19 protein-coding genes are annotated in these 24308 nt (G+C 63.5%); 8 read left to right on the forward strand and 11 right to left on the reverse strand.

Features of this window, described 5'->3' with window-relative positions:
- Positions 1 to 6: 6 nt before the first annotated feature.
- The 5 genes from NKG60_RS02170 to NKG60_RS02190 are packed head-to-tail and all read right to left on the reverse strand — an operon-like array spanning position 7 to position 7600.
- On the reverse strand, positions 7 to 2466 hold the full coding sequence (locus tag NKG60_RS02170) for a GcvT family protein (protein ID WP_352973966.1): 2460 nt from the start codon (positions 2464 to 2466) through the stop codon (positions 7 to 9).
- Entirely contained in the window at positions 2463 to 3644 is a 1182-nt protein-coding gene (locus NKG60_RS02175; RefSeq protein ID WP_352865236.1) for a pyridoxal phosphate-dependent aminotransferase, read from the reverse strand. The genes NKG60_RS02170 and NKG60_RS02175 overlap by 4 nt, the downstream gene beginning before the upstream one ends.
- The gene (locus NKG60_RS02180; protein WP_352865238.1) at positions 3644 to 4543 is read right to left on the reverse strand and encodes a homocysteine S-methyltransferase family protein; all 900 of its coding nucleotides are present in this window, start codon (positions 4541 to 4543) and stop codon (positions 3644 to 3646) included. The genes NKG60_RS02175 and NKG60_RS02180 overlap by 1 nt, the downstream gene beginning before the upstream one ends.
- The gene (locus tag NKG60_RS02185) at positions 4540 to 6993 is read right to left on the reverse strand and encodes a GcvT family protein (protein WP_352973969.1); all 2454 of its coding nucleotides are present in this window, start codon (positions 6991 to 6993) and stop codon (positions 4540 to 4542) included. The genes NKG60_RS02180 and NKG60_RS02185 overlap by 4 nt, the downstream gene beginning before the upstream one ends.
- A 13-nt stretch (positions 6994 to 7006) precedes the next feature.
- Positions 7007 to 7600, reverse strand: a complete 594-nt coding sequence (locus tag NKG60_RS02190; protein ID WP_352865243.1) for a helix-turn-helix domain-containing protein — start codon at positions 7598 to 7600, stop codon at positions 7007 to 7009.
- Between the two features lie 271 nt (positions 7601 to 7871).
- On the opposite strand from NKG60_RS02190, the gene NKG60_RS02195 reads away from it, so the two are divergent.
- The gene (locus NKG60_RS02195; RefSeq protein ID WP_352865245.1) at positions 7872 to 8570 is read left to right on the forward strand and encodes a nitroreductase; all 699 of its coding nucleotides are present in this window, start codon (positions 7872 to 7874) and stop codon (positions 8568 to 8570) included.
- Positions 8571 to 8589: 19 nt separating this feature from the next.
- Here the strand turns inward: NKG60_RS02195 and NKG60_RS02200 are convergent, their stop codons facing one another.
- From NKG60_RS02200 to NKG60_RS02215, 4 genes are all read right to left on the reverse strand, one after another.
- Positions 8590 to 9177: a sarcosine oxidase subunit gamma gene (locus tag NKG60_RS02200; protein ID WP_352865248.1), complete on the reverse strand. Its 588-nt coding sequence runs from the start codon at positions 9175 to 9177 to the stop codon at positions 8590 to 8592.
- Positions 9170 to 12166: a sarcosine oxidase subunit alpha gene (locus NKG60_RS02205; protein ID WP_352865251.1), complete on the reverse strand. Its 2997-nt coding sequence runs from the start codon at positions 12164 to 12166 to the stop codon at positions 9170 to 9172. Before NKG60_RS02205 ends, NKG60_RS02200 begins: the two co-directional genes overlap by 8 nt.
- A complete protein-coding gene (locus tag NKG60_RS02210; RefSeq protein WP_352865255.1) occupies positions 12163 to 12459 on the reverse strand; it encodes a sarcosine oxidase subunit delta in 297 nt (98 codons plus the stop codon). Before NKG60_RS02210 ends, NKG60_RS02205 begins: the two co-directional genes overlap by 4 nt.
- A 91-nt stretch (positions 12460 to 12550) precedes the next feature.
- Complete coding sequence (locus NKG60_RS02215) at positions 12551 to 13810, reverse strand: sarcosine oxidase subunit beta (protein WP_352865258.1); 1260 nt, start codon at positions 13808 to 13810, stop codon at positions 12551 to 12553.
- Positions 13811 to 14064: 254 nt separating this feature from the next.
- On the opposite strand from NKG60_RS02215, the gene NKG60_RS02220 reads away from it, so the two are divergent.
- The 7 genes from NKG60_RS02220 to NKG60_RS02250 all read left to right on the forward strand — a co-directional run bounded on the left by NKG60_RS02220 (position 14065) and on the right by NKG60_RS02250 (position 23429).
- Positions 14065 to 16554: a mechanosensitive ion channel family protein gene (locus NKG60_RS02220; RefSeq protein WP_352865261.1), complete on the forward strand. Its 2490-nt coding sequence runs from the start codon at positions 14065 to 14067 to the stop codon at positions 16552 to 16554.
- A gap of 156 nt (positions 16555 to 16710) precedes the next feature.
- A complete protein-coding gene (locus tag NKG60_RS02225; RefSeq protein WP_023676533.1) occupies positions 16711 to 16974 on the forward strand; it encodes a hypothetical protein in 264 nt (87 codons plus the stop codon).
- A 255-nt stretch (positions 16975 to 17229) separates the two neighbouring features.
- On the forward strand, positions 17230 to 19791 hold the full coding sequence (locus NKG60_RS02230) for a GcvT family protein (protein ID WP_352865263.1): 2562 nt from the start codon (positions 17230 to 17232) through the stop codon (positions 19789 to 19791).
- 98 nt (positions 19792 to 19889) lie between these two features.
- Entirely contained in the window at positions 19890 to 20738 is an 849-nt protein-coding gene (locus tag NKG60_RS02235) for a DUF1194 domain-containing protein (RefSeq protein ID WP_352865265.1), read from the forward strand.
- Between the two features lie 113 nt (positions 20739 to 20851).
- Positions 20852 to 21802 (forward strand): ABC transporter substrate-binding protein, encoded by a 951-nt coding sequence (locus tag NKG60_RS02240; protein WP_352865268.1) that lies wholly within the window; start codon positions 20852 to 20854, stop codon positions 21800 to 21802.
- Between the two features lie 71 nt (positions 21803 to 21873).
- The gene (locus NKG60_RS02245; protein ID WP_352865270.1) at positions 21874 to 22650 is read left to right on the forward strand and encodes an ABC transporter permease; all 777 of its coding nucleotides are present in this window, start codon (positions 21874 to 21876) and stop codon (positions 22648 to 22650) included.
- Complete coding sequence (locus NKG60_RS02250; protein WP_352865272.1) at positions 22647 to 23429, forward strand: ABC transporter ATP-binding protein; 783 nt, start codon at positions 22647 to 22649, stop codon at positions 23427 to 23429. Before NKG60_RS02245 ends, NKG60_RS02250 begins: the two co-directional genes overlap by 4 nt.
- Positions 23430 to 23455: 26 nt before the next feature.
- On the opposite strand, the gene NKG60_RS02255 is transcribed toward NKG60_RS02250, so the two are convergent.
- Positions 23456 to 23947 (reverse strand): GNAT family N-acetyltransferase, encoded by a 492-nt coding sequence (locus tag NKG60_RS02255; RefSeq protein WP_352865274.1) that lies wholly within the window; start codon positions 23945 to 23947, stop codon positions 23456 to 23458.
- The gene (locus NKG60_RS02260; RefSeq protein WP_352865276.1) at positions 23944 to 24234 is read right to left on the reverse strand and encodes a type II toxin-antitoxin system TacA family antitoxin; all 291 of its coding nucleotides are present in this window, start codon (positions 24232 to 24234) and stop codon (positions 23944 to 23946) included. The genes NKG60_RS02255 and NKG60_RS02260 overlap by 4 nt, the downstream gene beginning before the upstream one ends.
- Positions 24235 to 24308: the final 74 nt, after the last annotated feature.

Raw genomic sequence — 24308 nt, forward strand, 5'->3', positions numbered from 1 at the left:
GGTGCGTTACATCCGCACCCGTTCCGCCTTCGGATCGTACATCGGCTTGAGCGAGGCCTCGGCGGCAAAGCGCTCGCCGGCGATCTCGATCTCGTAGGACGACGACAGCACATCCGCCTCGCTCTCGCCCTTGCAAGGCACGTAACCAAGCCCGATGGCGCCGCCGAGATGATGACCGTAATTGCCCGAGGTGATCGGGCCAACGATCTTGCCGTCGCGCAGGATCGCCTCGTTATGGAAGAGCAGGGGTTGCGTGTCTTTCAGACGGAACTGCACCAGCCGCCGGCTCAATCCGCTTTCTTTTTTCCTCAGCACGGCATCGCGGCCAAGAAAATCGCCCTTGGCCGTCTTCACGGCGAAGCCAAGGCCTGCCTCCAGCACATTGTCCTCGTCGGTGATGTCGTGGCCGAAATGCCGGAACGCCTTCTCGATGCGGCAGGAATCCAGCGTGTGCAGGCCGCATAGTTTCAGGCCGACATCGGTGCCGGCTTCCGCGATTGCCTCGAAAACATGGGCAGCCTGGTCGGTCGAGACATAAAGCTCCCAGCCGAGCTCGCCGACATAAGTGACGCGGTGGGCGCGGGCCAGGCCCATGCCGATCTCGATCTCCTGAAACGTTCCGAACGGATTGTTGTCATTGGAGAAATCATTCGGGCTGACCTTTTGGATCAGCTTCCTCGAATCCGGCCCCATCAGGCAAAGCACGGCTTCGGCAGCGGTCACATCGGTGACGACGACGAACTCGTCGGCAAGATGTTTTCTCAGCCAGGCCAGGTCGCGCTGCAGCGTCGCGCCGGGCACGAGGAGAAAGAAGGCGGTCTCGGACAGCCGCGAGACAGTGAGATCGCTCTCGATGCCGCCGCGCTGGTTGAGCATCTGGGTGTAGACGATCTTGCCCGGCGCCACGTCCATGTCGTTGGCGCAGAGCCTTTGCAGGAAGGCGCAGGCGTCGCGGCCTTCGACGCGGATCTTGCCGAAGGAGGTCATGTCGAACAGGCCGACGCCGTTCCTGACCGCCAGATGCTCCTCGCGCTGGTTGCCGAACCAGTTCTGCCGTTTCCAGGAATAGCGGTATTCGCGCTCCTGGCCCTCCTGCGCGAACCAGTTGGCGCGCTCCCAGCCGGCGACCTCGCCGAACACCGCGCCGCGGGCCTTCAGGTGCTCATGCAGCGGCGAACGGCGCACGTTTCGCGAGGTTGCCATCTGCCGGTAGGGAAAATGATCGGCATAGAGCAGGCCGAGCGTTTCGGAGACGCGCTCCTTGAGATAGCGGCGGTTCTTCTGGAACGGCTGGGCGCGGCGGATGTCGACCTCCCACAGGTCGAACGGCGCCTCGCCATCATTGATCCATTGCGCCAGCGCCATGCCGGCGCCGCCGGAGGAGACGATACCGATCGAATTGTAGCCGGTCGCCATCCAGTAGCCGGAAAGCTCCGGCGCCTCGCCGAGATAGTAGCGGTCATCGGGGGTAAAACTCTCGGGGCCGTTGAAGAAGGTGTGGATGCCGGCGGTGGCGAGCATCGGCATGCGATTGACGCCCATTTCTAGGATCGGCTCGAAATGGTCCATGTCCTGCGGCAACTGGTCGAAGCAAAACTCCTCGCTTATGCCGTTCATGCCCCAGGGCTTCGCCACCGGCTCGAAAGCGCCGAGCATCATCTTGCCGGCATCTTCCTTGTAGTAGGCGCACTCGTCCGGCACGCGCAGCACCGGCAGCCGGGAAAGCCCGGGGATCGGCTCGGTGACGAGATAGAAATGCTCGCAGGCGTGCAACGGGATGGTGACGCCGTTCTGGGCGCCAAGTTCGCGTGCCCACATGCCGGCGCAGTTGACGACGACATCGGCTTCGATCGTGCCTTGTTCGTCGCCTTGCGCCCAGGAAACGCCGGTGACGCGGCCGGCCCTGGTATGCACCTTGGTGACCTTGACGTTTTCGACGATCGTCGCACCGCGCTGGCGCGCGCCCTTGGCCAAGGCCATGGCGATGTTGGCCGGGTCGCACTGGCCGTCGAGCGGCAGGTGCACGGCGCCGACCACGTCTGACACATTGAGATGCGGGTACATCTGCTTGACTTCGTTGGGCGAAATCTCGCGTACGTCGACATCGAAGGCGCGGGCGAGAGATGCCTGCCGATAGATCTCGTGCTTGCGCTCCTCCGTCAGCGCCACGGTGATCGAGCCGATCTGGCGCATGCCGGTGCCGACATCGGTCTCGGCCTCCAGCTTGACGTAGAGGTCGGCCGAGTATTTCGCCAGCCGCGTCATGTTCTGCGAGCCGCGCAACTGGCCGATCAGGCCGGCGGCGTGCCATGTCGTGCCCGACGTCAGCTGCTTGCGCTCGAGCAGCACGACATCGGTCCAGCCAAGCTTGGCCAGATGATAGGCGACCGAGCAACCGGAGACGCCGCCGCCGATGATGACCGCCCTTGCTTTGGTGGGGATGGCTTTCGGGGGTAGGGCGTTCATGCGGCCTCGCGACCATAGCTGGAGGCGAAGCGGCGCAGGCGCGTGGCAGCCTCCATCAGCACCGGCTCAGGCTGGCAGAGGCTGAAGCGGATGTGGCCGGCTGCAGCCTCGCCGAAGCTCGAGCCGGGCATGACGCCGACCTTTTCCTGGTCGAGGAAAGCCCAGGCGAATTTTTCGTCGTCCGGCTCGATCGCCGATATGTCGAGCATCACATACATGCCGCCTTCGGAGCCGCGCACGGTGATGTTGTTCATACCGCGCATGGCATCGAGGACGACGGTGCGCCTCGCGGCGTAGCGCTCGGCGATCTCCTTGACGCCGTAGCCATTTTCGAGCGCCTCGGCGCAGGCCAGGCTGATGAAGGCCGGCAGGCCGTAGGTCATCACCAGATTGAGGTCGGTCAACAGCGAGACCATTGGTTCCGGCCCGGTCAGCCAGCCCATGCGCCAGCCGGTCATGCCATGGCTCTTCGACATCGAATTGATGACCAGCGTGCGTTCGGCCATGCCGGGCAGCGAGCGTGGTGAGACGTGCTCGCCACCGCCAAGCGTCCAGTAGACTTCGTCCGACAGCAGCCAGAGGTCATGCTCGCGGCAGATCTGCGCTAGCTCTTCCAGGCGCTCGCGCGAATAGACGGCACCGGTCGGGTTGTTGGGCGTGTTGATCAGGATGGCGCGGGTGTTCGGCCGAAGTGCGGCGCGAATGTCGGCGGCGCGCGGCTGAAAGCCATCCTCGGCGGGGGTCTCGACGACGCTGAACTCGGCGCCCGCCGCACTGAAGGTATTGGGATAGGTGGCGTAATAGGGCGCGACGACGATGGCATGGTCGCCCTGGTCGAGAACCGCTTGAATGGCCGCGTAGAGAGCGGCCTGCCCGCCCGGCGTGGCGATGACCTGGTCGGGATTTGTCGCAACACCGGTGCACAGCGTCGAAGCCGCCGCCATCGCCTTGCGCAGGCGCGGAACGCCGGCAAGCGGGGTGTAGTGGTGATTGCTGGCGCGAACCGCCGTCACGCAGGCTTCGATCGTCTCGCTCGGCGTGTCGAAATCGTGGTCGCCGACCGACAGCATGATGATGTCCTCGCCGGCCTGCTTGCGCGCCCAGGCAGCGGAATGAACCTCCCAGCCGTCTTTGCCCGAAGGCACGATGCCGGAAATGCGCGATGATGGCCTGGGCATTATGCTACTCCCGAAATTTCATAACCGGCCTGTTCGAGCCGGTCGCGCAGCGCGGCGATGTGGCCCGGTCCGACTTCGCAGCAGCCGCCGACGATGCCGGCGCCAGCCTCGACCCAACCGACCGCCTGGCCGGCATAGGCATCCGGATCGAGGTCGTGGCGGGCGTGCAGCACTTCCACGGTGCCGCCATGCTTGAGCGCCTCAATCGAGGTGAAGCCGTTGGCATAGGCGCCGACCGGACCGCCGAGAGCGATCAGTTCGGGCAGCGCTGCGGCGATCGCTTCGGGCCGGCAGCAATTGACCAGCCGGGCCGCGACCGGCAGGCCGTCAAGAGCGCCCGACGCCGCTGCAATGGCTTCGCCGCTGCGCAGGCGCGGCGTGCCGTGGTCGGCAAGCGTCCACGACACCCACACCGGCTTGCCGCTTTCCGACGCCGCGGTGACCGCGGCGCGTGCCTCTTCGGCCGACGCCATGGTTTCGCACAGAAACAGATCGACGCCGTCCGCCTGCTCGGCAACGATACGGCGATAGATGTCGAGCGTATCCTGGAAGGATACCGTCAGCGCCGGCGCATAGCTGCCGAACAGCGGCGACAGGCAGCCGGCGATCGCCGCGTCGCCGGCCTGGTCGCGCGCTTGCCTTGCCAGTTCGATGCCGCGCTTCTGCAGCGGCTTGAACAGCTCTTCCGCGCCCTCGCGCGCCAGCCGCTCCGGCGTGGCGGAATAAGTGTTGATGGTGATGACGCGGGCGCCGGCGCGGATGAATTCCGCGTGCAGGTCGCGTACCAGATCCGGTTCGTCGATCAGCACCCTGGCCGACCACAGCGGCGTCGGCTCGGAACTGCTGCGGCGGACCAGCTCCTGTCCCATGCCGCCATCGGTGAGGATGACTTTCTTCATGCTCTGAGCCTCTCGTTCTTTGGATCCCATAACGGCTCATCCTTCTGCACGACCGCCTTGAAACGTTCGCCGAAGATCTCGACCTCGACCGCGGTTCCCGGCTCGGCGAGGTCGGCGCACAGCATGCCGAGCGCGATCGACTTGTCGATGCGATGACCCCAGCCGCCGGATGTCGTCTCGCCGACGATCCGGCCGTCATGCCACAGCGTCGACATGTAGGGCGCATCGCAGTCGCCGGGGTTCTCGACGACCAGCGTGACGAAGCGCTTCTTGGTGCCCTGCTGCCTTTCGTTCTGCAGCGCCGCCTTGCCGCGGAAGTCGGGCTTGTCCCATCTGACGAAGCGCTCCAGCCCGCCCTGCAGGATCGAGTAGTCGGTCGACAGGTCGCCCTTCCAGGTGCGGTAACCTTTTTCGAGCCGGAGCGAATCCAGCGCGTACATGCCGAACGGTTTTAGGCCATGCCTCTGCCCGGTCGCCCAGACGGCGTCGAAGATGGCTGCGGTATCGTCGAACTTGCTGTGGATTTCCCAGCCGAGCTCGCCCGCGAAGGACACGCGTACCAGCTTTGCCCAACGTCCGGCGATACTGGTTTCCTGATGCGTCAGCCAGGGCAGGGTGAGGTCGGCTGCGCAGACTTCGGCGAGGATGTTTCGCGAGTTGGGGCCGGCAAGGATCTGGGTGGAGTATTCCTCCGTCCTGTCGACCAGCTTGAATGTGGCGTCCTTCGGGATGCGCGACTTCAGCCATTCGAAATCATGCCACTGAGCCACAGCGGCGGTGATCAGCGTCATCAGGTTCTCGTCGTGGCGGACCACCGACATTTCGGTGACGATGCGGCCCTTGTCGTCGGCAAAATAGACGAGGCCGATGCGGCCGGGTTTCGGCACCAGGCCTGTCACCTGGAGGCTCAGCCATTCGGCGGCACCCGGACCGTCGAGATTGAAACGGGAAAACCCCGGCAGGTCCAAAATGCCGGCGGCATCGCGGACGGCGAGGCATTCCTCGCGCACGCGATGCTGCCACGGCCCGTCGCGGCGGAAGGTCAGCGTGGATTGTTCGGAGATGTCGTCGCCTGGCTTCGCATACCAGGTGGCACGTTCCCAGCCATTATAGGCGTCGAACCGGGCGCCGAGTGCCTTGATGCGGCCGTGGAGCGGCGACAGCTTGCGGTCGCGCCCGGCCGGCCAGGAATGGCGCGGGAATTGGATGGCATATTCGTTGCCGTAGATCTCCATGCCCTTGGCGACGCAATAATCCGGGGCCGAGGCAAAGGCGGTGAAACGGCGCGGATCGCACGACCACATGTCCCATTCGGTCTGGCCCTCGATCACCCATTCGGCCAGCACCTTGCCGGCGCCGCCGCCCTGGGCGATGCCGAAGGTGAAGACGCAGGCCTCGAAGGCGTTGGGCACGCCGGGCATCGGGCCGATCAGCGGGTTGCCGTCCGGCGCATAGGGAATCGGCCCGTTGATGACCTTGGACAGGCCGGCGGTGCCGAGGATCGGCACGCGGGCGACGGCATCGGCCAGGTAATGTTCCAGCCGGTCGAGGTCGTCGGGAAACAGCTGGAAGGAAAAGTCGTCCGGCATGGGGTCGTTGTGGCCGACCCAGTGGGCGCGGCAATTGCGCTCATAGGGGCCGAGATTCATGCCGTTCTTTTCCTGGCGCAGATAATAGGACGTATCGACGTCGCGCAGCAGCGGCAGTTTCTTGCCCTGTTCCTTCGACCACGCCGCCAGTTCGGGGATTTCCTCGAACAGGATGTATTGATGGCTCATCACCATCATCGGCACCTCGCGGCCGAACATCCTGCCGACTTCGGCGGCACGGTAGCCAGCCGCGTTAACGACGATCTCGCAGCGGATCTCGCCTTGCGTCGTCCCGACCACCCACTCGTCATTGTCGCGGCGCACGCCGGTGACCGGACAGAAGCGGATGATTTTCGCGCCCATGTCGCGGGCACCTTTAGCCAGAGCCTGGGTCAATTGCGCCGGGTCGATATCGCCGTCATTCGGATCGTAGAGCGCGCCTTTCAGCTCATGCGTCTCGATGAAGGGGTAACGGCGCTTGATCTCGTCGAGCCCGACCACGTCGATGTCCATGCCCTGGTAGCGGCCCATGCCCTTGGCGCTCTGGAATTCCTGCATACGCTCGGTCGTATGGGCGAGCCTGAGCGAGCCGGTGACGTGGTAGTTCATGGGATAGCCGACCTCGTCGGCCAGCCGGCGATAGAGCTCGGTCGAATAGCGCTGCATGTTCATCAGCGACCATGACGAGGAGAAGGTCGGCACGTTGCCGGCGGCATGCCAGGTCGAGCCGGAAGTCAGCTCGTTCTTCTCCAGAAGCACGCAGTCGGTCCAGCCCGCCTTGGCGAGATGGTAGAGCGAGGAGGCGCCGACGGCACCGCCTCCGATGATCACCACGCGTGCCGTGGTCGGCAAACCGGCCATGTTCTTCTCCAGATCAATAGACGGGCGGCGAAACCACCCAGATCACCACAGCCGGCTCGGCTCCAGGATTGCGCCAGCGGAACGGCTTGCCGTCGAAGCGGAAGGAGTCGCCTTCGCCAAGCCGGTGCCAGACGCCGGCAATTTCGATGTCGAAGCTGCCGGACGCGACGTAGCCGGCTTCCTCGGTCGGCCGGCGCGCCTCGGCCTTCAGCTCGGCACCCGGGGCGAAGACCGAACGCAGCATCTCGAAGCTTCCGCCGAGATCGGGCGACAGAAGCTCCTCCACCAGGCCGGAATCGCTTGTGCCAAGCGTGCGCCGGTTGCCGGCGCGCACGACCACGCCGCGCTCGGTCTCGACAGGCACGTCATGGCTGAAGAACAGGCTGACCGGCACGCCAAACAATTCGGCGAAGGTCCTGAGATCGCCGAGCGACGGGACCGACAGGCCGCGCTCGACCTGGCTGACCCAGCCGACGGAACGGCCGAGCTTCAGTGCGATTTCGGCAAGCGTCAAGCCGCGCGCCTTGCGCAACGCGCGAATGTCGCCGGCCAGCAGCCGTTCGCCGCTGTCCTGTTCCGATCTGGCGGCGGTCGAAGGCAAAGCCATCCCTGCTTCGGTGAAAAATTCCCAGTAAATTTCATGTGACGGCAGGTTTGTGAAAAAATCAAGAGGATTTTCACGCACCCACAAGATTTACTTGCGCCATTTTAACGGTTCGGGCAAAGGCTCGGCGCACGAGCGGCGAGTGGGGCGTCCGGTCGAGGCGTATAGGCTTGTCGGGCGTTCAAAAAAGACGCGCAAGGATGCTCCATCACTTCTAGTCGGCGCATGATCCTTCCGGAAAATCGGGTTCAGGATCATACGCAAAGGGACGGCCATGCTGGAAAACAACTCCCGGATTGCGGCGGCGATCGTCGATGACGCGATCACCTCGCGGCGGTCGGTACGCGCCTTCTTGCCCGATATGGTCGATGACGAGACCATCCGCGATATTCTCGCCGTTGCCGCGCGCGCGCCCTCAGGCACCAATATGCAACCCTGGAAAGTCTATGTGACGAAGGGCGAGGTCAAGCAGCGCATCACCGACGCCATCCTCAGCTCGGGTATCCGCGCCGAAAAGGCCGAGTGGGACGAGTATCGTTACTATCCCGACCAGTTCTTCGAACCCTATCTGACGCGACGGCGGGCCAACGGCTTCGGCCTCTATGGCGTGCTCGGCATCGGCCGGCGCGAGGTCGACAGGATGCGTGCGCAGCACGACCGCAACTTCGTCTTCTTCGATGCGCCGGTCGGCGTGATTTTCACCGTCGACCGGCGGCTGAACAAGGGGTCATGGATCGACTACGGCATGTTCCTGCAAAACATCATGGTCGCGGCGCGGGGCAGGGGCCTGCACACCTGTCCGCAAGCTGCCTTCGCGCCCTATCACCGGCAGATCAGGCCGGTGCTCAACATTCCCGACGAGGAGATCGTCGTCTGCGGCATGGCGCTCGGCCATGAGGACACGTCCAAGCCCGAAAACGCATTCCGTACCGACCGGGCGCCGCTGGAAGAGTGGGTGACGTTCTCGGAGTAACGTGAAGCGCCGTTCAGCTCTACTGCACTTCGTAACCGACTTCCTCGCTGGCGTGGCAGAGCGCCTTCCAGAACGAGCGGGCAAACGAGCGGAACACATAGATGTCGAACTGATCGGCTCCGGTGCGCTGGATCTGGGCGAAGACGTCGTGATGCATGGTTGAGCGGCCGGCGCCGATCGGGAAGGCTGGCAGCGCGAAGTCGATGGCGAAGAATTTCGCCAGCACCCACTCGGCCTTCGGCCCGGCGATACGGATCGCGGTGCGGCCGTGCGAAAGGTCGGTCACCGTACCGATGGCCGAAGTGACGACATCGGCAAAGGCTGGCGCCAATCCCTCGGCTTCATCGACCACCGTGAACTTTCCCGGCGCAAAGCCGAACACCGACCTGGCGCCGTTCGTCACACCTCCACCGGCGCCGTCGGGCAAAGCCAGGCCGGTGACCGCATGGATGCCGGCCATCAACTTCTTCTCCTCGCCGGGCCAGGCGGCGAGCTGCAGGATCGAACCCGGCCTGGTTTCGGACAAGATGATTTCGACACCGTGCTCGAAATTGCCATGCGAGCCCGGATGCAGCACCGGCTCAAGCGGTGATTGGCGCTCAACCATGCATGCGGCTCCCGTCCGGATCGAAGAAGTGGTTGGAGACGATCTCGACCGGCCCGAACCGGTTACGCAGCGGATCGGAGACATAAGCGCGCGTGCCGCGCCGCGCCTTGCCGCCCTTGACCAGGGCAAGTGCGATATATTTGCCAAGCGCCGGCGAATAGCAGCAAGCGGTGATGTGGCCAAGCGAGCCGTGCGGATTGGCTTCGTCAAGCTCCTCGACGATGTGTGCGCCGCCATTGAGCGGCTGGTTGTCGAGCGCAACAATACCGACGAGTTCCAGGCGGTCGGGTGCGATCAGCCCCTCGCGGTCCATCATCGCCGAGCCGATGAACGGCTTCTTCTTCGACAGCATCCAGTCGAGATGCAGGTCGCGTGCCGTGGTGCGGCCGTCGATCTCGGCGCCGGTGACGTGGCCTTTCTCGATGCGCATGGTGCCCAGCGCCTCCAGCCCGTAGGTCACCAGCCTGAACGGCTGGCCGGCTTCGATCAGCGCCTCCCAGACATGGGTGCCGTAGCCGGCGCCGGAATAGACCTCGAAGGCCATTTCGCCGGAGAAGGACAGCCGGCAGATCATCACCGGCACGCCGGCGATTTCGCCGTGGACAACGCCCATGAAGGGCAGGGCGGCATTGTCGACGGCGGTGCCGCTGACGCACGCGGCCAATATCTGCCTCGCTTTCGGCCCGCCGATGGCGGCACCGGCCCATTGGTCGGTCACCGAGGTGACGTGGACCTTGAGCTCCGGCCAGATCACGTCGAGGAAATACTCCAGATGCTGCATTACCTTGCCGGCATTGGCCGTGGTGGTGGTCATCAGGAAATCCTGCTCGCCGATGCGCCACGTGGTGCCGTCGTCGAAGGCGAGACCGTCTTCGCGCAGCATCAGCCCGTAGCGCGCCTTGCCGACGGCCAGCGTCGAAAACATGTTGGTGTAGACGCGGTCGAGGAATTCCGCCGCCTCGGGGCCTTGCACCGCGATCTTGCCCAGTGTCGAGACGTCGACGATGCCGGCGCTCTCGCGCGTGGCTCTCGCTTCGCGCACATAGGCCTGCTCGATCGTCTCGCCGGGATGGCCGTAGATCATCGGCCGGTACCAGAGGCCGGCGGAATACATGGTGGCGCCGTTGGCGACGTGCCAGTCATGCATTGGCGTCAGCCGCTCGGGCTTCAGATCGCCGAAGCGTTCGGCGGCAAGCGAGCCGATCGACACCGCAGAAAAGGGCGGGCGAAAGCGGGTCGTGCCGACCTCTGGGATCGGCTTGCCGAGCGCCTCGGCCATGATGGCGAGGCCGGGTATGTTGGAGCTCTTGCCCTGGTCGGTCGCCATGCCGAGCGTGGTGTAGCGCTTCAGATGCTCGACGGAGACGAAGCCTTCGCGATGCGCTAGCCGCACGTCGTCGGCCGTCACGTCATGCTGGAAGTCGACGAAGCTCTTTCCTTGGGCCTTGATCTCGAACACCGGCGCCGGATCGGGATCACCAGGTGCTGCCTCGACGGCAGGCAATGCCGCCGGCGTGGCGGTTGCGCCCGCAGCGGAAAGACCGGCGGCGCGGCCTTCGGCGATCGCCTCGGCGGTGGAGAAACTGCCAGTAAAGGCGCCGGCGCCGATCCATTGCCGTGTCGTCGGCTTGGGCGGCAGGAAAGCTTGCAATGCTTCGTTCCATTCCGCTCTGGCGCCTGCCTGGCTGGCCAGATGGATGGTCGGCGACCAGCCGCCCGACATCAGCAGGCAATCCGCGTGGATGCTGCGCGCATCGCCGGAAAGCGCGCCGTTGACCATGTCGAAGCGCTGCACCTTGAAGCCGGAAAGCGCCTTGCCGCCCTCGGTAGCGATCACGGCGTGGCCGGAAAAGATCTCGGCCTCCGCTTCGCCGGCCAGCTTGCGCATTTCGCTCGAAAGCTCTGGGCGCACGTCGACGATGGCGACGACGACGGCACCGGCCTTCTTCAGCCCAAGCGCGGAGCGATAGGCGCTGTCATTGTTGGTGAACAGCGCGATCCTGTCGCCCGGCAGCACGCCATATTCATTGGCATAACGCTCGGCAGCATGCGCCAGCATTACGCCTGGCCGATCGTTACCCGGAAAGACCAGCGGACGCTCCAGGGAGCCGGTGGCCAGCACCACCGACTTGGCGCGGATCGTCCAATAGCGATGACGCGGCTCGCCCTTGCCGGGCGTTTCCTTGTGGTCGGTGACGCGTTCGATCGCGGCAAGCGTGTTGCCGTCATAATAGCCCCAGACCGTGGTGCGCGGCAGCAGGCGGACATTGTCACGGCCTTCAAGCTGGCCGGCGGCGCGCGCTGCCCAGTCGGCGGCCGGCATGCCATCGATCGTCTCGCCCGACCAATTGGCCGAGCCGCCGAAATGCGGCTCGAGCTCGGCCAGGACGACGCGTGCACCCTGATCGGCAGCCGCCCTGGCGGCCATCAGCCCGGCCGGGCCGGAGCCGACCACCAGCACATCGCAAAACGCATTCATACGTTCGTAGCGCGCCGTATCGGGAGCCGTGCCTGCCTTGCCCAGGCCGGCGGCACGGCGGATGAAATGCTCGCAGAACATCCAGAAGCGCGTGCCCTTCAGCGGACCGATCACCGGTCCCATGAAGGTCTTGTAGTAGAAGCCGGCCGACAAAAGCTTGCCGCCGAGCTGGTTCACGGCACTGACGTCCCAGGCAAGCGAGGGGAAGCGGTTCTGGCTGATTGCGGTCAGCCCGTCATAGATCTCGACCATGGTGGCGGGAATGTTCGGCTCGCGAACCTCGCCCCTCAACACGGTCACCAGCGCGTTCGGCTCCTCGACGCCGGCGGTCAGCACGCCGCGCGGGCGGTGATATTTGAACGAACGCCCGAACAGCGAGACGCCGTTGGCCAGCAGCGCCGAAGCCAGCGTGTCGCCGGCGTGGCCGGTATAGGGCGCGCCGTCGAAGGTGAAACGGATGGTCCGCAGCCGGTCGATGCGGCCGCCGGCCTCGGTACGGCGCGGGCTCATGGCTTGTCCTCGGCCCGGTGCCGCGCAACCGACTTGTGGTCGCCGCGCGCGAACGCGGTGCTCGAGATCTCGTGCGTCAGCGTGTTGCGCACGACCCTGAGATGGGCGCGGCAGCCGCCGGAATGCTGCCAGATCTCATTGTGGTCGCCGTCTGGATTAAGCCGGTCGTAGACATAGGCGTTCCAGGCGTCGAGGTTCTGCGAAGCGGGCTGTGGGCGCTGGCGGTTGCCGTCGCCCTGATAGGTGAATTCGATCACGTCGCGCGGGCCGCAATAGGGGCAGGTGATGAGCATGGATCTCTTAAACTTCTCGTTTGACCATGATCTGGTCCGAAAACCGGTTTCCACTTTTCGCTGACGCGGACCTGCGGTTCGGGATCATGGCCTAATGCAGCCTGGGTGTGGCGCCCTGGCCCTTGTCGTCGATCACCAGGCCACGGTAGAAGCGGTCGAGCGTGAAGGCCGCGTTGAGATCGTGCGGCTCATCCTTGGCGATGGTCCAGGCGAAGCACCAGCCGGAAGCCGGCGTCGCCTTGAAGCCGCCATAGCACCAGCCGCAGTTAAGATACATGCCCGGCAGCGGACCGGTGGTGATGATTGGCGAGCCGTCCATCGACATGTCGCAGACGCCGCCCCATGAGCGCAGCATGCGGACACGGGCCAGCCCAGGGAACAGCGCCAGCATCTCGCTCATCACCTCATCGACGATCGGCAGGCTGCCGCGTTGGGCGTAGCTGTTGTAGCCGTCGAGATCGCCGCCATAGACAAGGCCGCCCTTGTCCGATTGCGACATATAGAAATGACCCATGCCGAAGGTCAGGACCCTATCGATGAATGGCTTTAGCGATTCCGTGACGAAGGCCTGCAGCACGTGGCTCTCGATCGGCATTGTCTCGATGCCGGCGAGCCGCATGACCCGCCCGGTGCTGCCGGCAACAGCGACCGCTACCTTCTTGGCGCGGATTTCGCCGCGCGTCGTCGTGACGCCGGTGATGCGGTCGCCGTCGCGCAGGAAGCCGGTAACCTCGCAATTTTCGATGATGTCGACGCCGCGGCGATCTGCGCCGCGCGCATAGCCCCAGGCGACGGCGTCGTGGCGCGCGGTGCCGGCGCGCCGCTGCATCAGGCCACCGACGATCGGGAAACGCGCGGTGGCCGAGACGTCGAGCGCCGGCACCAGGCGCGCGATTTCGGCGGGGGTCATCAGTTCGGCGTCGACGCCGAGATGGCGCATGGCGTTGCCGCGCCGGGCATAGTCGTCGAGCTGGGCAGGTGTGTGGGCGAGGTTCAGGCAGCCGCGCTGCGAGAACATGACGTTGTAGTTGAGGTCATGGGCAAGGTTCTCCCACAGCTTCATCGAATGCTCGTAAAAGCGCGTGTTGGCCGGCAGGAGATAGTTGGAACGGACCGCCGTCGTGTTGCGGCCGACATTGCCAGAGCCGAGCCAGCCCTTCTCCAGCACCGCGACATTGGTGATGCCGTGCTCCTTGGCGAGATAGTAAGCGGTCGACAGGCCATGGCCGCCGCCGCCGATGACGACCACGTCGTAGGACGCCTTCGGGTCGGGCTTGCGCCAGGCCGGCCTCCAGTCCTTGTTTCCGGTCAGCGCGTTCTTGAGAAGCGAAAAGGCCGAATATTCCGCCATTCTTATTGTCATCCATTTCAGACTTGGCGGCAGACTATAGAGCAGGCCACCGATGCAAAGCCAAGATTGCGCCATCGCTTTTCGACTCACCGACTCCGATTGGATTTGGCCGACTTCGATCGGATTTGGCCGACTTCGATTGGCGGGACTTCGAAAAACGAGCCGCCTGGGGTGACTTGCCCCATGATATGAGCCTCTTTATCAAGGACGTGCTTCAAAACTGCCGATGCCGCCCGCGAGTCGCCAGAAAAATCATGTTCTTTCGTTTACTCCGCCTGGTCTTGATTCTTGCGCTTGTTGTCTCGGCGCCGCCGTCGTTCGTTGCTATGGCGCAGGCACTCGGGCAGGGCGCCGCCGGGCTGGTCGCAGACCAGCAGAAGGTCATCCAGAGTCTGACGGCCAAAACCGACGATCTCGAGAAGAAGATACAGCAGGACGGCCAAGACGATGCCACCCTCGTGGAAATCCGTCTGCAATTGGAGGATCTGTCGCGGGCGGCGCTCACCAGCGCGCTAGCGTTCCGCTCGCGTCTCGGCGATATCAACGATCGGATTGAGATGCTGGGACCTCCGCCGGCCGCGGGCCAGCCGGCCGAGCCAGACATCGTAACCGGTGAACGCCAGGCCTTGGCTTCCGAAAAAGCCGAGATCAACGCCGTTATTGCCAGCGCGCAGAACCTGTCGATCCGCATCAGTGGGCTGATCGAGAAGATCGGCAACATGCGCAGCGAGCTGTTCCGCAATGTGCTTACTAAGCGCTACGTGCTGTCCGATGCGCTTAGCCCTGAAGTCTTTTCCGACGCCAACGCTGAGTTTTCCGGCTTCTATAAGGCGGTGTCGTCCTGGCTGAGCTTCGCCTTCAAGTTCAAGTTCCAGGCCATTCTTGCCGCGACTTTGATGGCGCTCGCATTCGCTGCAGTGCTTTTTATCGGCGGCCGACGCCTGTTCGGCCGCGTCTTCGAAGCCGATCCCTCCGTCGAGGATCCCTCCTATCTCAGCCGCCTGTCGGTGGCGTTCTGGTCGACATTGCTGCCGACGCTGGCGGTCGGCGCCTTCCTTGTCTCGACGATCTTCTTCTTCAATTATTACAACGTCTTACGCGGCGATATCGGCATCTTCCTGAATTCGCTGGTTGCCGTTATCGCGGTGGTGTTCTGCGTCAACCGCCTGACCAACGCAGCGCTCGAGCCCCGACTGCCGAACTGGCGTCTGATCCCGGTTGAAACCGGCCCGGCGCGCTGGCTGGTGCGGCTGACGACCGCCATGGCTGTCGTCATCGGCAGCAACAACTTCCTGTCTGTCGTCAACGACAAGATGGGCTCGCCACTGTCGCTGACCATCGCCAGAAGCTTCATCGCCACCATCATCGTCGGCATCATCCTGATCCTTATGGGCCTGCTGAAGCCGTTCAAGGCCCTCGACGGAAGCTGGCGCCCGTGGCCGGCGTGGCTGCGCTACACCGCCGTCGCGCTAGGCCTATTCACCATCGCATCGGCACTGCTCGGCTATATCGGCCTTGCAATTTTCGTCTCGCTGCAGGTCGTGGTCACCGGCACTATCCTGGTCACCGCCTATATCGGCTTCCTGTCGGCGCGCGCGATCGGCGAGGAAGGTGGTTTCGCCAAAACTTCGATCGGGCGCTGGCTAGCGGCCAATTCAAGCTACGAAGAGACCGCCCTCGACCAGCTCGGGCTTGTCGTCAGCGCCGCCATCAACATCATGATTGTGCTGGTGTTCCTGCCGCTGATCCTGTTGATGTGGGGCTTCCAGCCCGGCGACATCCAGGCCTGGGCCTACAAGCTGGCGACCGGCCTCACCATCGGTTCGGTGACGATCTCGGTCACCGGCATTCTCACCGGCGTCGTCGTCTTCATCATCGGCTATTTCCTGACGCGCTGGTTCCAGGGCTGGCTCGACGGCTCGGTAATGGCGCGCGGCCGGGTCGACACCGGCGTGCGCAATTCGATCCGGCTGGCGGTCGGTTATGCCGGCGTCGCAGTTGCGGCACTGGTCGGCATCTCAGCGGCCGGTATCGACCTCTCCAATCTCGCGCTGGTCGCCGGCGCTCTGTCTCTCGGCATCGGTTTCGGCCTGCAGAATGTTGTCTCGAATTTCGTGTCGGGCCTGATCCTGTTGGCCGAGCGACCGTTCAAGGTCGGCGACTGGATCGTCGCCGGCGACATCAGCGGTACGGTCAAGAAGATTAGCGTGCGGGCCACCGAGATCGAGACGTTCCAACGGCAATCGGTGATCCTGCCCAATTCAAACCTGATCAACAATGCGGTCGGCAACTGGACGCACCGCAACAAGCTCGGCCGCATCGACATCAAGGTCGGCGTTGCCTATGGCAGCGAGGTCAAGCACGTGCATGGCGTCCTGTTGGAGATCGCACGCAGCCATCCGCTGGTGCTGAAGAACCCGGAACCCTTTGTGCTGTTTTCCAATTTCGGCCCGGCCGCACTTGAATTCGAGATCCGCGTATTCCTGGCGGATGTTCTTAATGGCAATATCGTCCAGAACGACATCCGCTTTGCCATCTTCGATGTGTTCGCCGACCAGCATATCGAAATTCCGTCGACGCCGCGCGCCGTCGTCGAGACCAAAAAGCACGTGGCGTGGCCGATCGACGACGACAAGATCGAAGTCGAATTCGCCGAGCGGGAACAAGCAAAAGCCCTAGCGGCGGTCGAGGCGAAACGTCTCGCCAAGTCGGGACGCAAGGTGCGGAAGCCGGACCCCGACTAGCTGTCTGGAGCTTGCCTTCAAGCCTTCGGAAACCAATTGCGGCATGAATGCGGCATTCAGTTGCTGTTCAGCTTGCATCTCATATAAGCTCACCTGCAAACGGCGAGAATGCCTTGCGAAATGCAACAGAGGCGGTGGCAACACCGATACTGCAAAATGTGGAAGTCTCTCGTCGCCGCCATCGCTTTTCTGGCCGTGGGCGGTTCGGCTCATGCCGCCAGCGCGGTCAACAAGGACGCCGAGACCCGCACGCTGATCGTGACGGAAGGCGGCGGCAAGACCGAGCTGGCGCTGGCCGCCGGCGAAACCGTGGAATTTTGCCCGAGCGGCTGTTTCGTTACCTTGCCGAATGGCGACCTCGAGGCACTGACCGGTTCGGAAACCATCGAGATCTCGGGCGGCGTCGCGCGCATCAAGTAAGGTCGACGCCATGATTTTTGAAGGCCGGGCAAACGCCCGGCCTTTTGTTTGCTTCCGGTAATCGACGATGAAGGTATGCACTTTTCTTCGAAGCTGCTCTAGCAGCGCCTTCGTACTGAGCAGGGCGAGGGCTAGGTCTAACTGTATTCGACGGGCTGGTGGCGCGGGCTTTTTTGGCGATGTCGCAAACAGGCTGCAAGCGCGCCGCCGCGCCGCCCTATAGTCTGCCGCAGTAGCATCTTGGAGTCGCGGGCAATGGCAGGGTTTCCGGAAAAGGCGAAGGTCGTCATCGTCGGGCTTGGCGGCATCGTCGGCGCATCGGTCGCCCATCACCTGATCGAGCGAGGATGGGACGATATTGTCGGCATCGACAAATCGGGCATCCCGACCGATATCGGCTCGACGGCGCACGCTTCCGACTTCTGCTACACGACCAGCCATGACTTCCTGTCGTGCTGGACGACGCTCTATTCAATCGATTTCTACGAAAAGATGGGTCACTACGCGCGCATCGGCGGCCTCGAGGTCGCCCGCGTCGGCGACGACGCCCGCATGGCGGAGATCAAGCGCAAGATCGCCTCGGCAAAGGCCTTCGGCACACGCGCCCGCCTGATCGATCCCGCCGAGATCAAGGAAAAATTCCCGCTGATCGAAGAGCAGATGGTGCAGGGCGGCCTGTGGGATCCCGATGCCGGCCTGGTCATCCCGCGCTCGCAGACAGTCGCCGGCAAGCTGGTCGACCAGGCGGAAGCTTCCGGCAAACTCAGGGCGTTTGCGAATACGTCGGCGAGGTCGCTCGTCATCGAGAACGGCCGCATCAAGGGCGTGGTGACCGACCGCGGCACGATCGAGGCTGACTATGTCGTGGTCTGCACGGGCATCTGGGGACGGCTGATTGCGGAAATGGCGGGCGAGGACCTGCCGGTCATGCCGATCGACCACCCGCTTACCTTCTTCGGGCCGTACACCGAGTTCGCCGGCACCGGCAAGGAGATCGGCTGGCCGCTGCTGCGCGACCAGGGCAATTCGGCCTACATGCGCGATACCGGCGACCCCAAGACCGCTGAAGGCGGGCAGATCGAATGGGGTTATTACGAAGAGACCAATCCGCGCCTTTGCCATCCGCGCGACATTCTCGAGAAAAATGAGGCGCGGCTTTCGCCGTCGCAACGCGATCTCGACATGGAGCAGATCCTGGCGCCGCTTGAGCGGGCCATGGAACTGACGCCGATCCTGGGCGAGCTGGGCTACAATGAGAGCCACTCCTTCAACGGCCTGCTGCAGGTGACGGCGGACGGCGGCCCCTCGATGGGCGAAAGCCAGAAGGTGAGAGGCCTCTGGTATGCCGTGGCCATCTGGGTCAAGGACGGCCCCGGCATGGGCAAGCTCATCGCCGACTGGATGACGGACGGCCGCACAGCGATCGACCACCACGCCATCGACTATTCGCGCTTCTATCCGCACCAGACGAAAGAGCAGTTCATCTGGGACCGCTGCACCGAAACGGCGATGAAGGTCTACAACCCGGCTGTCCATCCGCGCGAACCCTTCTCCAAGGCCCGCAATGTTCGCCGTTCGCCCTTCTGGGAGCGCGAGAAGGAACTCGGCGGCTATTTCATGGAGCTCGGCGGCTGGGAGCGCGCCCATGGCTACGCCGCCAACGAGCATTTGCTCGAGAAATACGGCAACCGGGTGCCGGTGCGCCAAAACGAATGGGATAACCGCCATTTCTGGCGCGTCTCGAATGCCGAGCATCTGGCCATGAGCGAGGACTGCGGCATCGTCAACCTGTCGCATTTCGCCATGTACGACGTGGAAGGTCCCGATCATGTCGCGCTGATGGAATGGCTGTGCGCGGCAAAGATTGGCGGCGACGGAAATATCGGCAAGGGCATCTATACCCATTTCCTCGACGAGGAAGGCATGGTCCGCGCCGACCTGACCGTCATCCGCATGGCCGACCGCTGCCGCGTCATCGACGGCGCTGATGCCGGGCCGCGCGACTTCCAGTACATGCGCCGGACGGCAGAAGACAAAGGCTTCAACGTTACCGTCACCGACGTGACCGAGAAGTACGTGACCGTCGGCATCTGGGGTCCGAACGCGCGAGCGACATTGAGCAAGTGCGTGGAAAACCCCGACGGGCTGACCCCGGAGAATTTTCCCTTTGCCGCGATCAAGCCCGTCAGGATCGGCGGCAAGGACGTGACCGCCTTCCGCATCTCCTATGTCGGCGAGCAAGGCTGGGAACTGCATATGCGCTACGAGGACGGCCTGGCCGTCTGGGACGCGCTGCGGTCGACCGGCGTGATGGCCTTTGGCGTCGAGACCTATGCCAACAGCCGCCGCATGGAGAAGAGCCTGCGCCTGCAGAACGCGGATCTGTTGACCGAATACAATCTGCTGGAAGCCGACCTTGCCCGCCCGAAGGTCAAGGAGGCCGATTTCTGCGGCAAGGCAAAGCATCTGGAATATCGCGCCCGGGCGCATCAGCCGGCCATGCTTTGCACGCTTATCATGACCGACAATACCGATTCCGACGGCGTTCCCCGCTATCCGGTCGGCACGATGCCGGTGATGGACCCGCAAACCGGTGAGACGCTGGTCGACGAGCTCGGCCGCCGGTCCTTCACGACCTCGGTGGCCTACGGTCCGACCATCGGCAAGAATATCGCGCTCGCCTACCTGCCCTGGGCTTATTGTCAGGAGGGCCGTAAGCTGAGCGTCGAATATTTCTGCGAGAAATACCCGGTCGAAGTGGCTGCCGTCGGTTACAGGCCGCTCTACGACCCGGAGAACCTCAATCCGCGCAGCTGAACTTAGAGACGCGCGCTCGCAAAAACGTGACTGGAACAGCCCGGCTCTCCACCGGGCTTTTCTCTTTGTCGATCGACTATTTTCGCTTACCGTGCGGCATGTCTGGTTTTGCCTGTGCAAGACATCTCGTCTCGGGTGCCGCCGCGCTGGCCTCGGTGCTATGGCCGACGGCGATATCCCGCGCTGCCGAACCCGTTGACATCGAACTGGTGCTGGCAGTCGACGTTTCGCTTTCCATGTCGCCGGACGAGCTCGAAATCCAGCGTCACGGCTATGCGGCGGCACTGACGCATGACGATGTGCTGCAGGCGATCGGGGAAGGCGCTCATGGCAAGATTGCCGTCACCTATGTCGAATGGGCTGGCGCGACCTGGCAGCAGGTCGTCGTTCCGTGGACGGTGATCGCCAATCGTGCCGACGCCGAGCGGCTGGCAGCGCAGCTTTCCGCTCATCCGCCGGCCAGTGCCAGGCGCACCTCGATCTCCGGCGCGCTGGAATTTGCCAGCGATCTCTTTGCCGAAAGCGGCTTCCAGGGCGTCAAGCGGGTGATCGACATTTCGGGTGACGGCCCCAACAACCAGGGCGCACCTGTCGATATCACCCGCGACGCCGTTATCAAGCAGGGCATCACCGTCAACGGCCTGCCGCTGATGACCAGGGGCGGGTTCAGCAGCGCTTACGATGTCAACAATCTCGACCGTTACTACAGCGACTGCGTCATCGGCGGGCCGGGCTCCTTCATGATCCCGGTCAATGACTGGACGCAGTTTCCGGAGGCCATCCGCCGTAAGCTGGTGCTGGAGCTTGCCGGTCCGGCCTCGCCGCAGCGAGCGGCGGAAGAGGCGGCGCACCCGCCATTGGTGCTGGCACAAGACAGCCCCGTCACCGACTGCCTGGTCGGGGAAAAAATGTGGCGTGACCGCAGCTGGATGTACAACAGCCGCTAATGCCGAACTCGCTGTCCGCGATGACATACCGCAGTGCAGCATATGCTTCATTGACAAGCCTGTGGGCGTCTGTGACACAATTCCCCATCCGAACACATAAAAGGGGAACCGACATGAACAGGATCGGAATTCTTGCAGCAAGCTTGACGCTTGCCGTTGGATTGTGCGCGCCGGCGATGGCTGCCACATCGGTCAGCATCGGGATCAGTGGATGGACCGGCTTTGCGCCGCTGACGCTCGCCAAGCAGGCCGGCATCTTCGAAAAGCACGGCCTCGACGTCACCTTGAAAAAGGTGCCGCAAGCCAGCCGGCCGCTCGCCATCGCCAGCGGCGACCTGCAATGCGCCGCCACCACGGTCGAGACGTGGCTGGTCTGGAACGCTAACGGCGTGACGACCAAGCAGATATTCCAGCTCGACAAATCCTACGGCGCCGACGGCATCGTCGCCCGCAACGACATCAAGACCGTCGCCGATCTCAAGGGTAAGTCGGTCGCGTCCTCGGCGCCGGGCACGTCGCCCTATTTCATGCTGGCCTGGGTGCTCAACAAGAACGGGATGTCGACCAAGGACGTGACCGTCGTCAACCTGGAGCCGGACGCGGCGGCGCAGGCGTTTCTCGCCGGCCAGAACGATGCGGCGGTCACCTATGAGCCGTTCATCTCGGCCGTGCGCGAAAAGTCCGACCAGGGCCATATCCTTGTGACCACTCTCGACTATCCGATGGTGCTCGACACGGTCGGCTGCACGCCGGAGTTCCTCAAGGCCAATCCGGATGCGGCCAAGGCGCTTGCCGACAGCTATTTCGAGGCACTCGACCTGATCAAGAGCAATCCCGCGAAATCCTATGAGACGATGGGCGCCGACGTGAAGCAGTCGGCCAAGGAGTTCGAAGAGTCGGCCAAATACCTGAAATGGGCCGACAAGGCTGAAAACAAGCAGTTCTTCACTAAGGAATTCCAGGACTTTTCCAAGACCGCCGGCGAACTTCTGCTGCAGATGGGTTTGATCAAGGAAGCGCCCGACGTCTCGACATTGGCCGACACCAGCGCCGTCGCCGACTAACCGGCAGGATTGTCGCCCGGCGGCGGCGCGTGCGCCGCCGCTTTTTCATTCAGTTCAGAGGACGGTCGAAGATGCCGCGCCCCTTGCATCCGGTCTCGCCGGGCATTCGAACCGTGCTCGGCATCTTGTTCTTCGTGCTGTTCGTGGCGTTCTGGGCGTGGATCACGCTTGGCGGCCACGTCAATCGCATTTTCCTAGCCGATCCGCTGTCGATGGTGAGAGACGGCTGGCGGCTGCTGGTCGAGGACCGCTTCTGGCTCGACATCCTCATCACCATCTGGCGCGTCTTCGGCGGGTTTCTGATGGCGGCCATCGTTGCCGTCCCGCTCGGCATCGTGATGGGCGCCTGGAAGCCCGTGGAGGCGTTCCTGGAACCGTTCGTCTCCTTCGCCCGCTATTTGCCGGCATCGGCCTTCATTCCGCTGCTCATCCTGTGGGCGGGCGTCGGCGAGCTCGAAAAACTGCTGGTGATCTTCGTCGGCTCGGTGTTCCAGATCATCCTGATCATCGCGGTCAAGGTCGGCGGCACACGGCGCGACTTGGTCGAGGCGGCCTATACGCTTGGCTCGTCCGACAACGGCATCGTACGGCGCGTGATCATGCCGGCGAATGCGCCGGAGATTGCCGAGACGCTGCGGCTGGTGCTCGGCTGGGCCTGGACTTACGTCATCGTCGCCGAGCTGATCGGCTCGTCGTCGGGCATCGGCTATATGATCATCAACAGCCAGTCACGGCTGGCGACGGGGCAGATCATCTTCGGCATCATCGTCATCGGCCTGATCGGGCTGCTGTCCGATTTCGCCTTCAAGGCGCTCAACCGCTGGCTGTTTCCGTGGAGTCTGGCGTGAGCAAGCTTCTCATCGAAGGCGTCTCGCGCACCTTCGCCGGTGTCGGCGGCGGGCAGCCGGTCAACGCGCTGATGCCGATCGATCTGGCGGTTGCCGCCAACGACTTCATCACCATCCTGGGGCCATCCGGCTGTGGAAAGTCGACGCTGCTCAGGATCGTCGCCGGCCTCGAAGCGCCGAGTGGGGGACGTGTTCTGCTCGATGGCAGGGTGGTGGACCGGCCGGGCCCGGACCGTGGCATGGTTTTCCAGTCGTACACGCTGTTCCCGTGGCTGACGGTCGCCGACAACATCGCCTTCGGCCTGCGCGAGCGCGGAATGGCAGAGCGCGAGCGCAGCGACATCGTCGCGTCCTACGTCGATCTCGTCGGTCTGAGAGGTTTTGAAAACCATTGGCCGAAGCAGCTTTCCGGCGGCATGCAGCAGCGCACCGCGATTGCCCGGGCACTGGCCAACGATCCGGAGATCCTGCTGCTCGACGAGCCGTTCGGCGCACTCGACAACCAGACCCGCGGGCTGATGCAGGAACTGCTTCTCGGCATCTGGGAGCGCCGGCAAAAGACGGTGCTGTTCGTCACCCACGACATAGAGGAGGCGATCTTCATGGCGTCGCGCGTCGTGGTGATGACGGCACGGCCGGGCCGCATCAAATCGGACGTTGCCGTCGACCTGCCGCATCCGCGCCACTATACGCTGAAGACCAGCCCGGAGTTTTCGGCCCTGAAGGCGCGGCTGACGGAAGACATCCGCGTCGAGGCGATGCGCACGGCGCAGACATAGTCGGGTCAGCAAGGCGCCTGAACGGCTCAGAGACTTCGTAAGTCCTTGATAAGCACGTAAAGATGCAGCGGGTCCGTCGGCGATTGCGCGAATCCGTAGCGCTCGTAAAACGTGCGGGCGCCGTCGTTCTTGGCGTGGACGACGACCGCGCGGATACCTGCAATATCGGCCGCCTGCAAACTGCGCAGGACGGCATCGCGCAACAGTCCGCCGCCGACGCCTTTGCCTTGCCAGTCCAAACTAACCGCAAGACGCGCCAGCAGCATTACAGGCACCGGATGGCGTGCGAGACCTTTCATCAATCGCTCAGGCGCACCCTCATATGCGACTTCACCAACGACCAGGGTGTAAAAGCCGATCACGTCTTCGCCAGAGAGACCGATGTAGGTTTGCGAAGCATTGGCTTGCTGGTTTTGGAATGCATAGCGGACGAGAAATCGATTGAGCGGTTCTTCACCGCAGTCGAACATGTCCACCACATGCTTGCGGGCCAGTTTCTCGATCTGGAATTCGTTCACGCCGGATCGCGACCGGAAAAGATGCTTGGTTCGTTCAATAGGCGTTTGAGGCGGGGGAGATCACGCGTTGGCGCGTCGAGCGCTGCAATAAACGCGACCCATTTTTCGGCGTCGAGATGGAAGCTGCGCCGGTCGGCTAACGTTTCTTCGGCTCGCGCAAGCGCGCTTTCAAGCACGAAATCGCTGAGCGAACGGCGTTCAGTCGCGGCGGCGCTTGCGAGCGTACGCTTTGCCTGGGGGGTAAGGCGCAAGTCCAGTTTTTCCGATCTGGTGGTTCTGGTCGTCATTGGTACCTCTCGATCGAAGGATACCCATTTCGCCAGACAATGTCATGACAATTTTTGGCTGCGCCCACGAACGT

Origin of the sequence: Mesorhizobium sp. M1428 (genome assembly GCF_040317515.1) — a bacterium.
In the GTDB taxonomy this organism is placed as follows: Bacteria; Pseudomonadota; Alphaproteobacteria; order Rhizobiales; family Rhizobiaceae; genus Mesorhizobium.

What these genes read in the sequence shown, in the direction of transcription:
- NKG60_RS02170 (WP_352973966.1), bottom strand. Translation starts at nt 2,466, where the DNA reads ATGAACGCCCTACCCCCGAAAGCCATCCCCACCAAAGCAAGGGCGGTC.
- NKG60_RS02175 (WP_352865236.1), bottom strand. Translation starts at nt 3,644, where the DNA reads ATGCCCAGGCCATCATCGCGCATTTCCGGCATCGTGCCTTCGGGCAAA.
- NKG60_RS02180 (WP_352865238.1), bottom strand. Translation starts at nt 4,543, where the DNA reads ATGAAGAAAGTCATCCTCACCGATGGCGGCATGGGACAGGAGCTGGTC.
- NKG60_RS02185 (WP_352973969.1), bottom strand. Translation starts at nt 6,993, where the DNA reads ATGGCCGGTTTGCCGACCACGGCACGCGTGGTGATCATCGGAGGCGGT.
- NKG60_RS02190 (WP_352865243.1), bottom strand. Translation starts at nt 7,600, where the DNA reads ATGGCTTTGCCTTCGACCGCCGCCAGATCGGAACAGGACAGCGGCGAA.
- NKG60_RS02195 (WP_352865245.1), top strand. Translation starts at nt 7,872, where the DNA reads ATGCTGGAAAACAACTCCCGGATTGCGGCGGCGATCGTCGATGACGCG.
- NKG60_RS02200 (WP_352865248.1), bottom strand. Translation starts at nt 9,177, where the DNA reads ATGGTTGAGCGCCAATCACCGCTTGAGCCGGTGCTGCATCCGGGCTCG.
- NKG60_RS02205 (WP_352865251.1), bottom strand. Translation starts at nt 12,166, where the DNA reads ATGAGCCCGCGCCGTACCGAGGCCGGCGGCCGCATCGACCGGCTGCGG.
- NKG60_RS02210 (WP_352865255.1), bottom strand. Translation starts at nt 12,459, where the DNA reads ATGCTCATCACCTGCCCCTATTGCGGCCCGCGCGACGTGATCGAATTC.
- NKG60_RS02215 (WP_352865258.1), bottom strand. Translation starts at nt 13,810, where the DNA reads ATGGCGGAATATTCGGCCTTTTCGCTTCTCAAGAACGCGCTGACCGGA.
- NKG60_RS02220 (WP_352865261.1), top strand. Translation starts at nt 14,065, where the DNA reads ATGTTCTTTCGTTTACTCCGCCTGGTCTTGATTCTTGCGCTTGTTGTC.
- NKG60_RS02225 (WP_023676533.1), top strand. Translation starts at nt 16,711, where the DNA reads ATGTGGAAGTCTCTCGTCGCCGCCATCGCTTTTCTGGCCGTGGGCGGT.
- NKG60_RS02230 (WP_352865263.1), top strand. Translation starts at nt 17,230, where the DNA reads ATGGCAGGGTTTCCGGAAAAGGCGAAGGTCGTCATCGTCGGGCTTGGC.
- NKG60_RS02235 (WP_352865265.1), top strand. Translation starts at nt 19,890, where the DNA reads ATGTCTGGTTTTGCCTGTGCAAGACATCTCGTCTCGGGTGCCGCCGCG.
- NKG60_RS02240 (WP_352865268.1), top strand. Translation starts at nt 20,852, where the DNA reads ATGAACAGGATCGGAATTCTTGCAGCAAGCTTGACGCTTGCCGTTGGA.
- NKG60_RS02245 (WP_352865270.1), top strand. Translation starts at nt 21,874, where the DNA reads ATGCCGCGCCCCTTGCATCCGGTCTCGCCGGGCATTCGAACCGTGCTC.
- NKG60_RS02260 (WP_352865276.1), bottom strand. Translation starts at nt 24,234, where the DNA reads ATGACGACCAGAACCACCAGATCGGAAAAACTGGACTTGCGCCTTACC.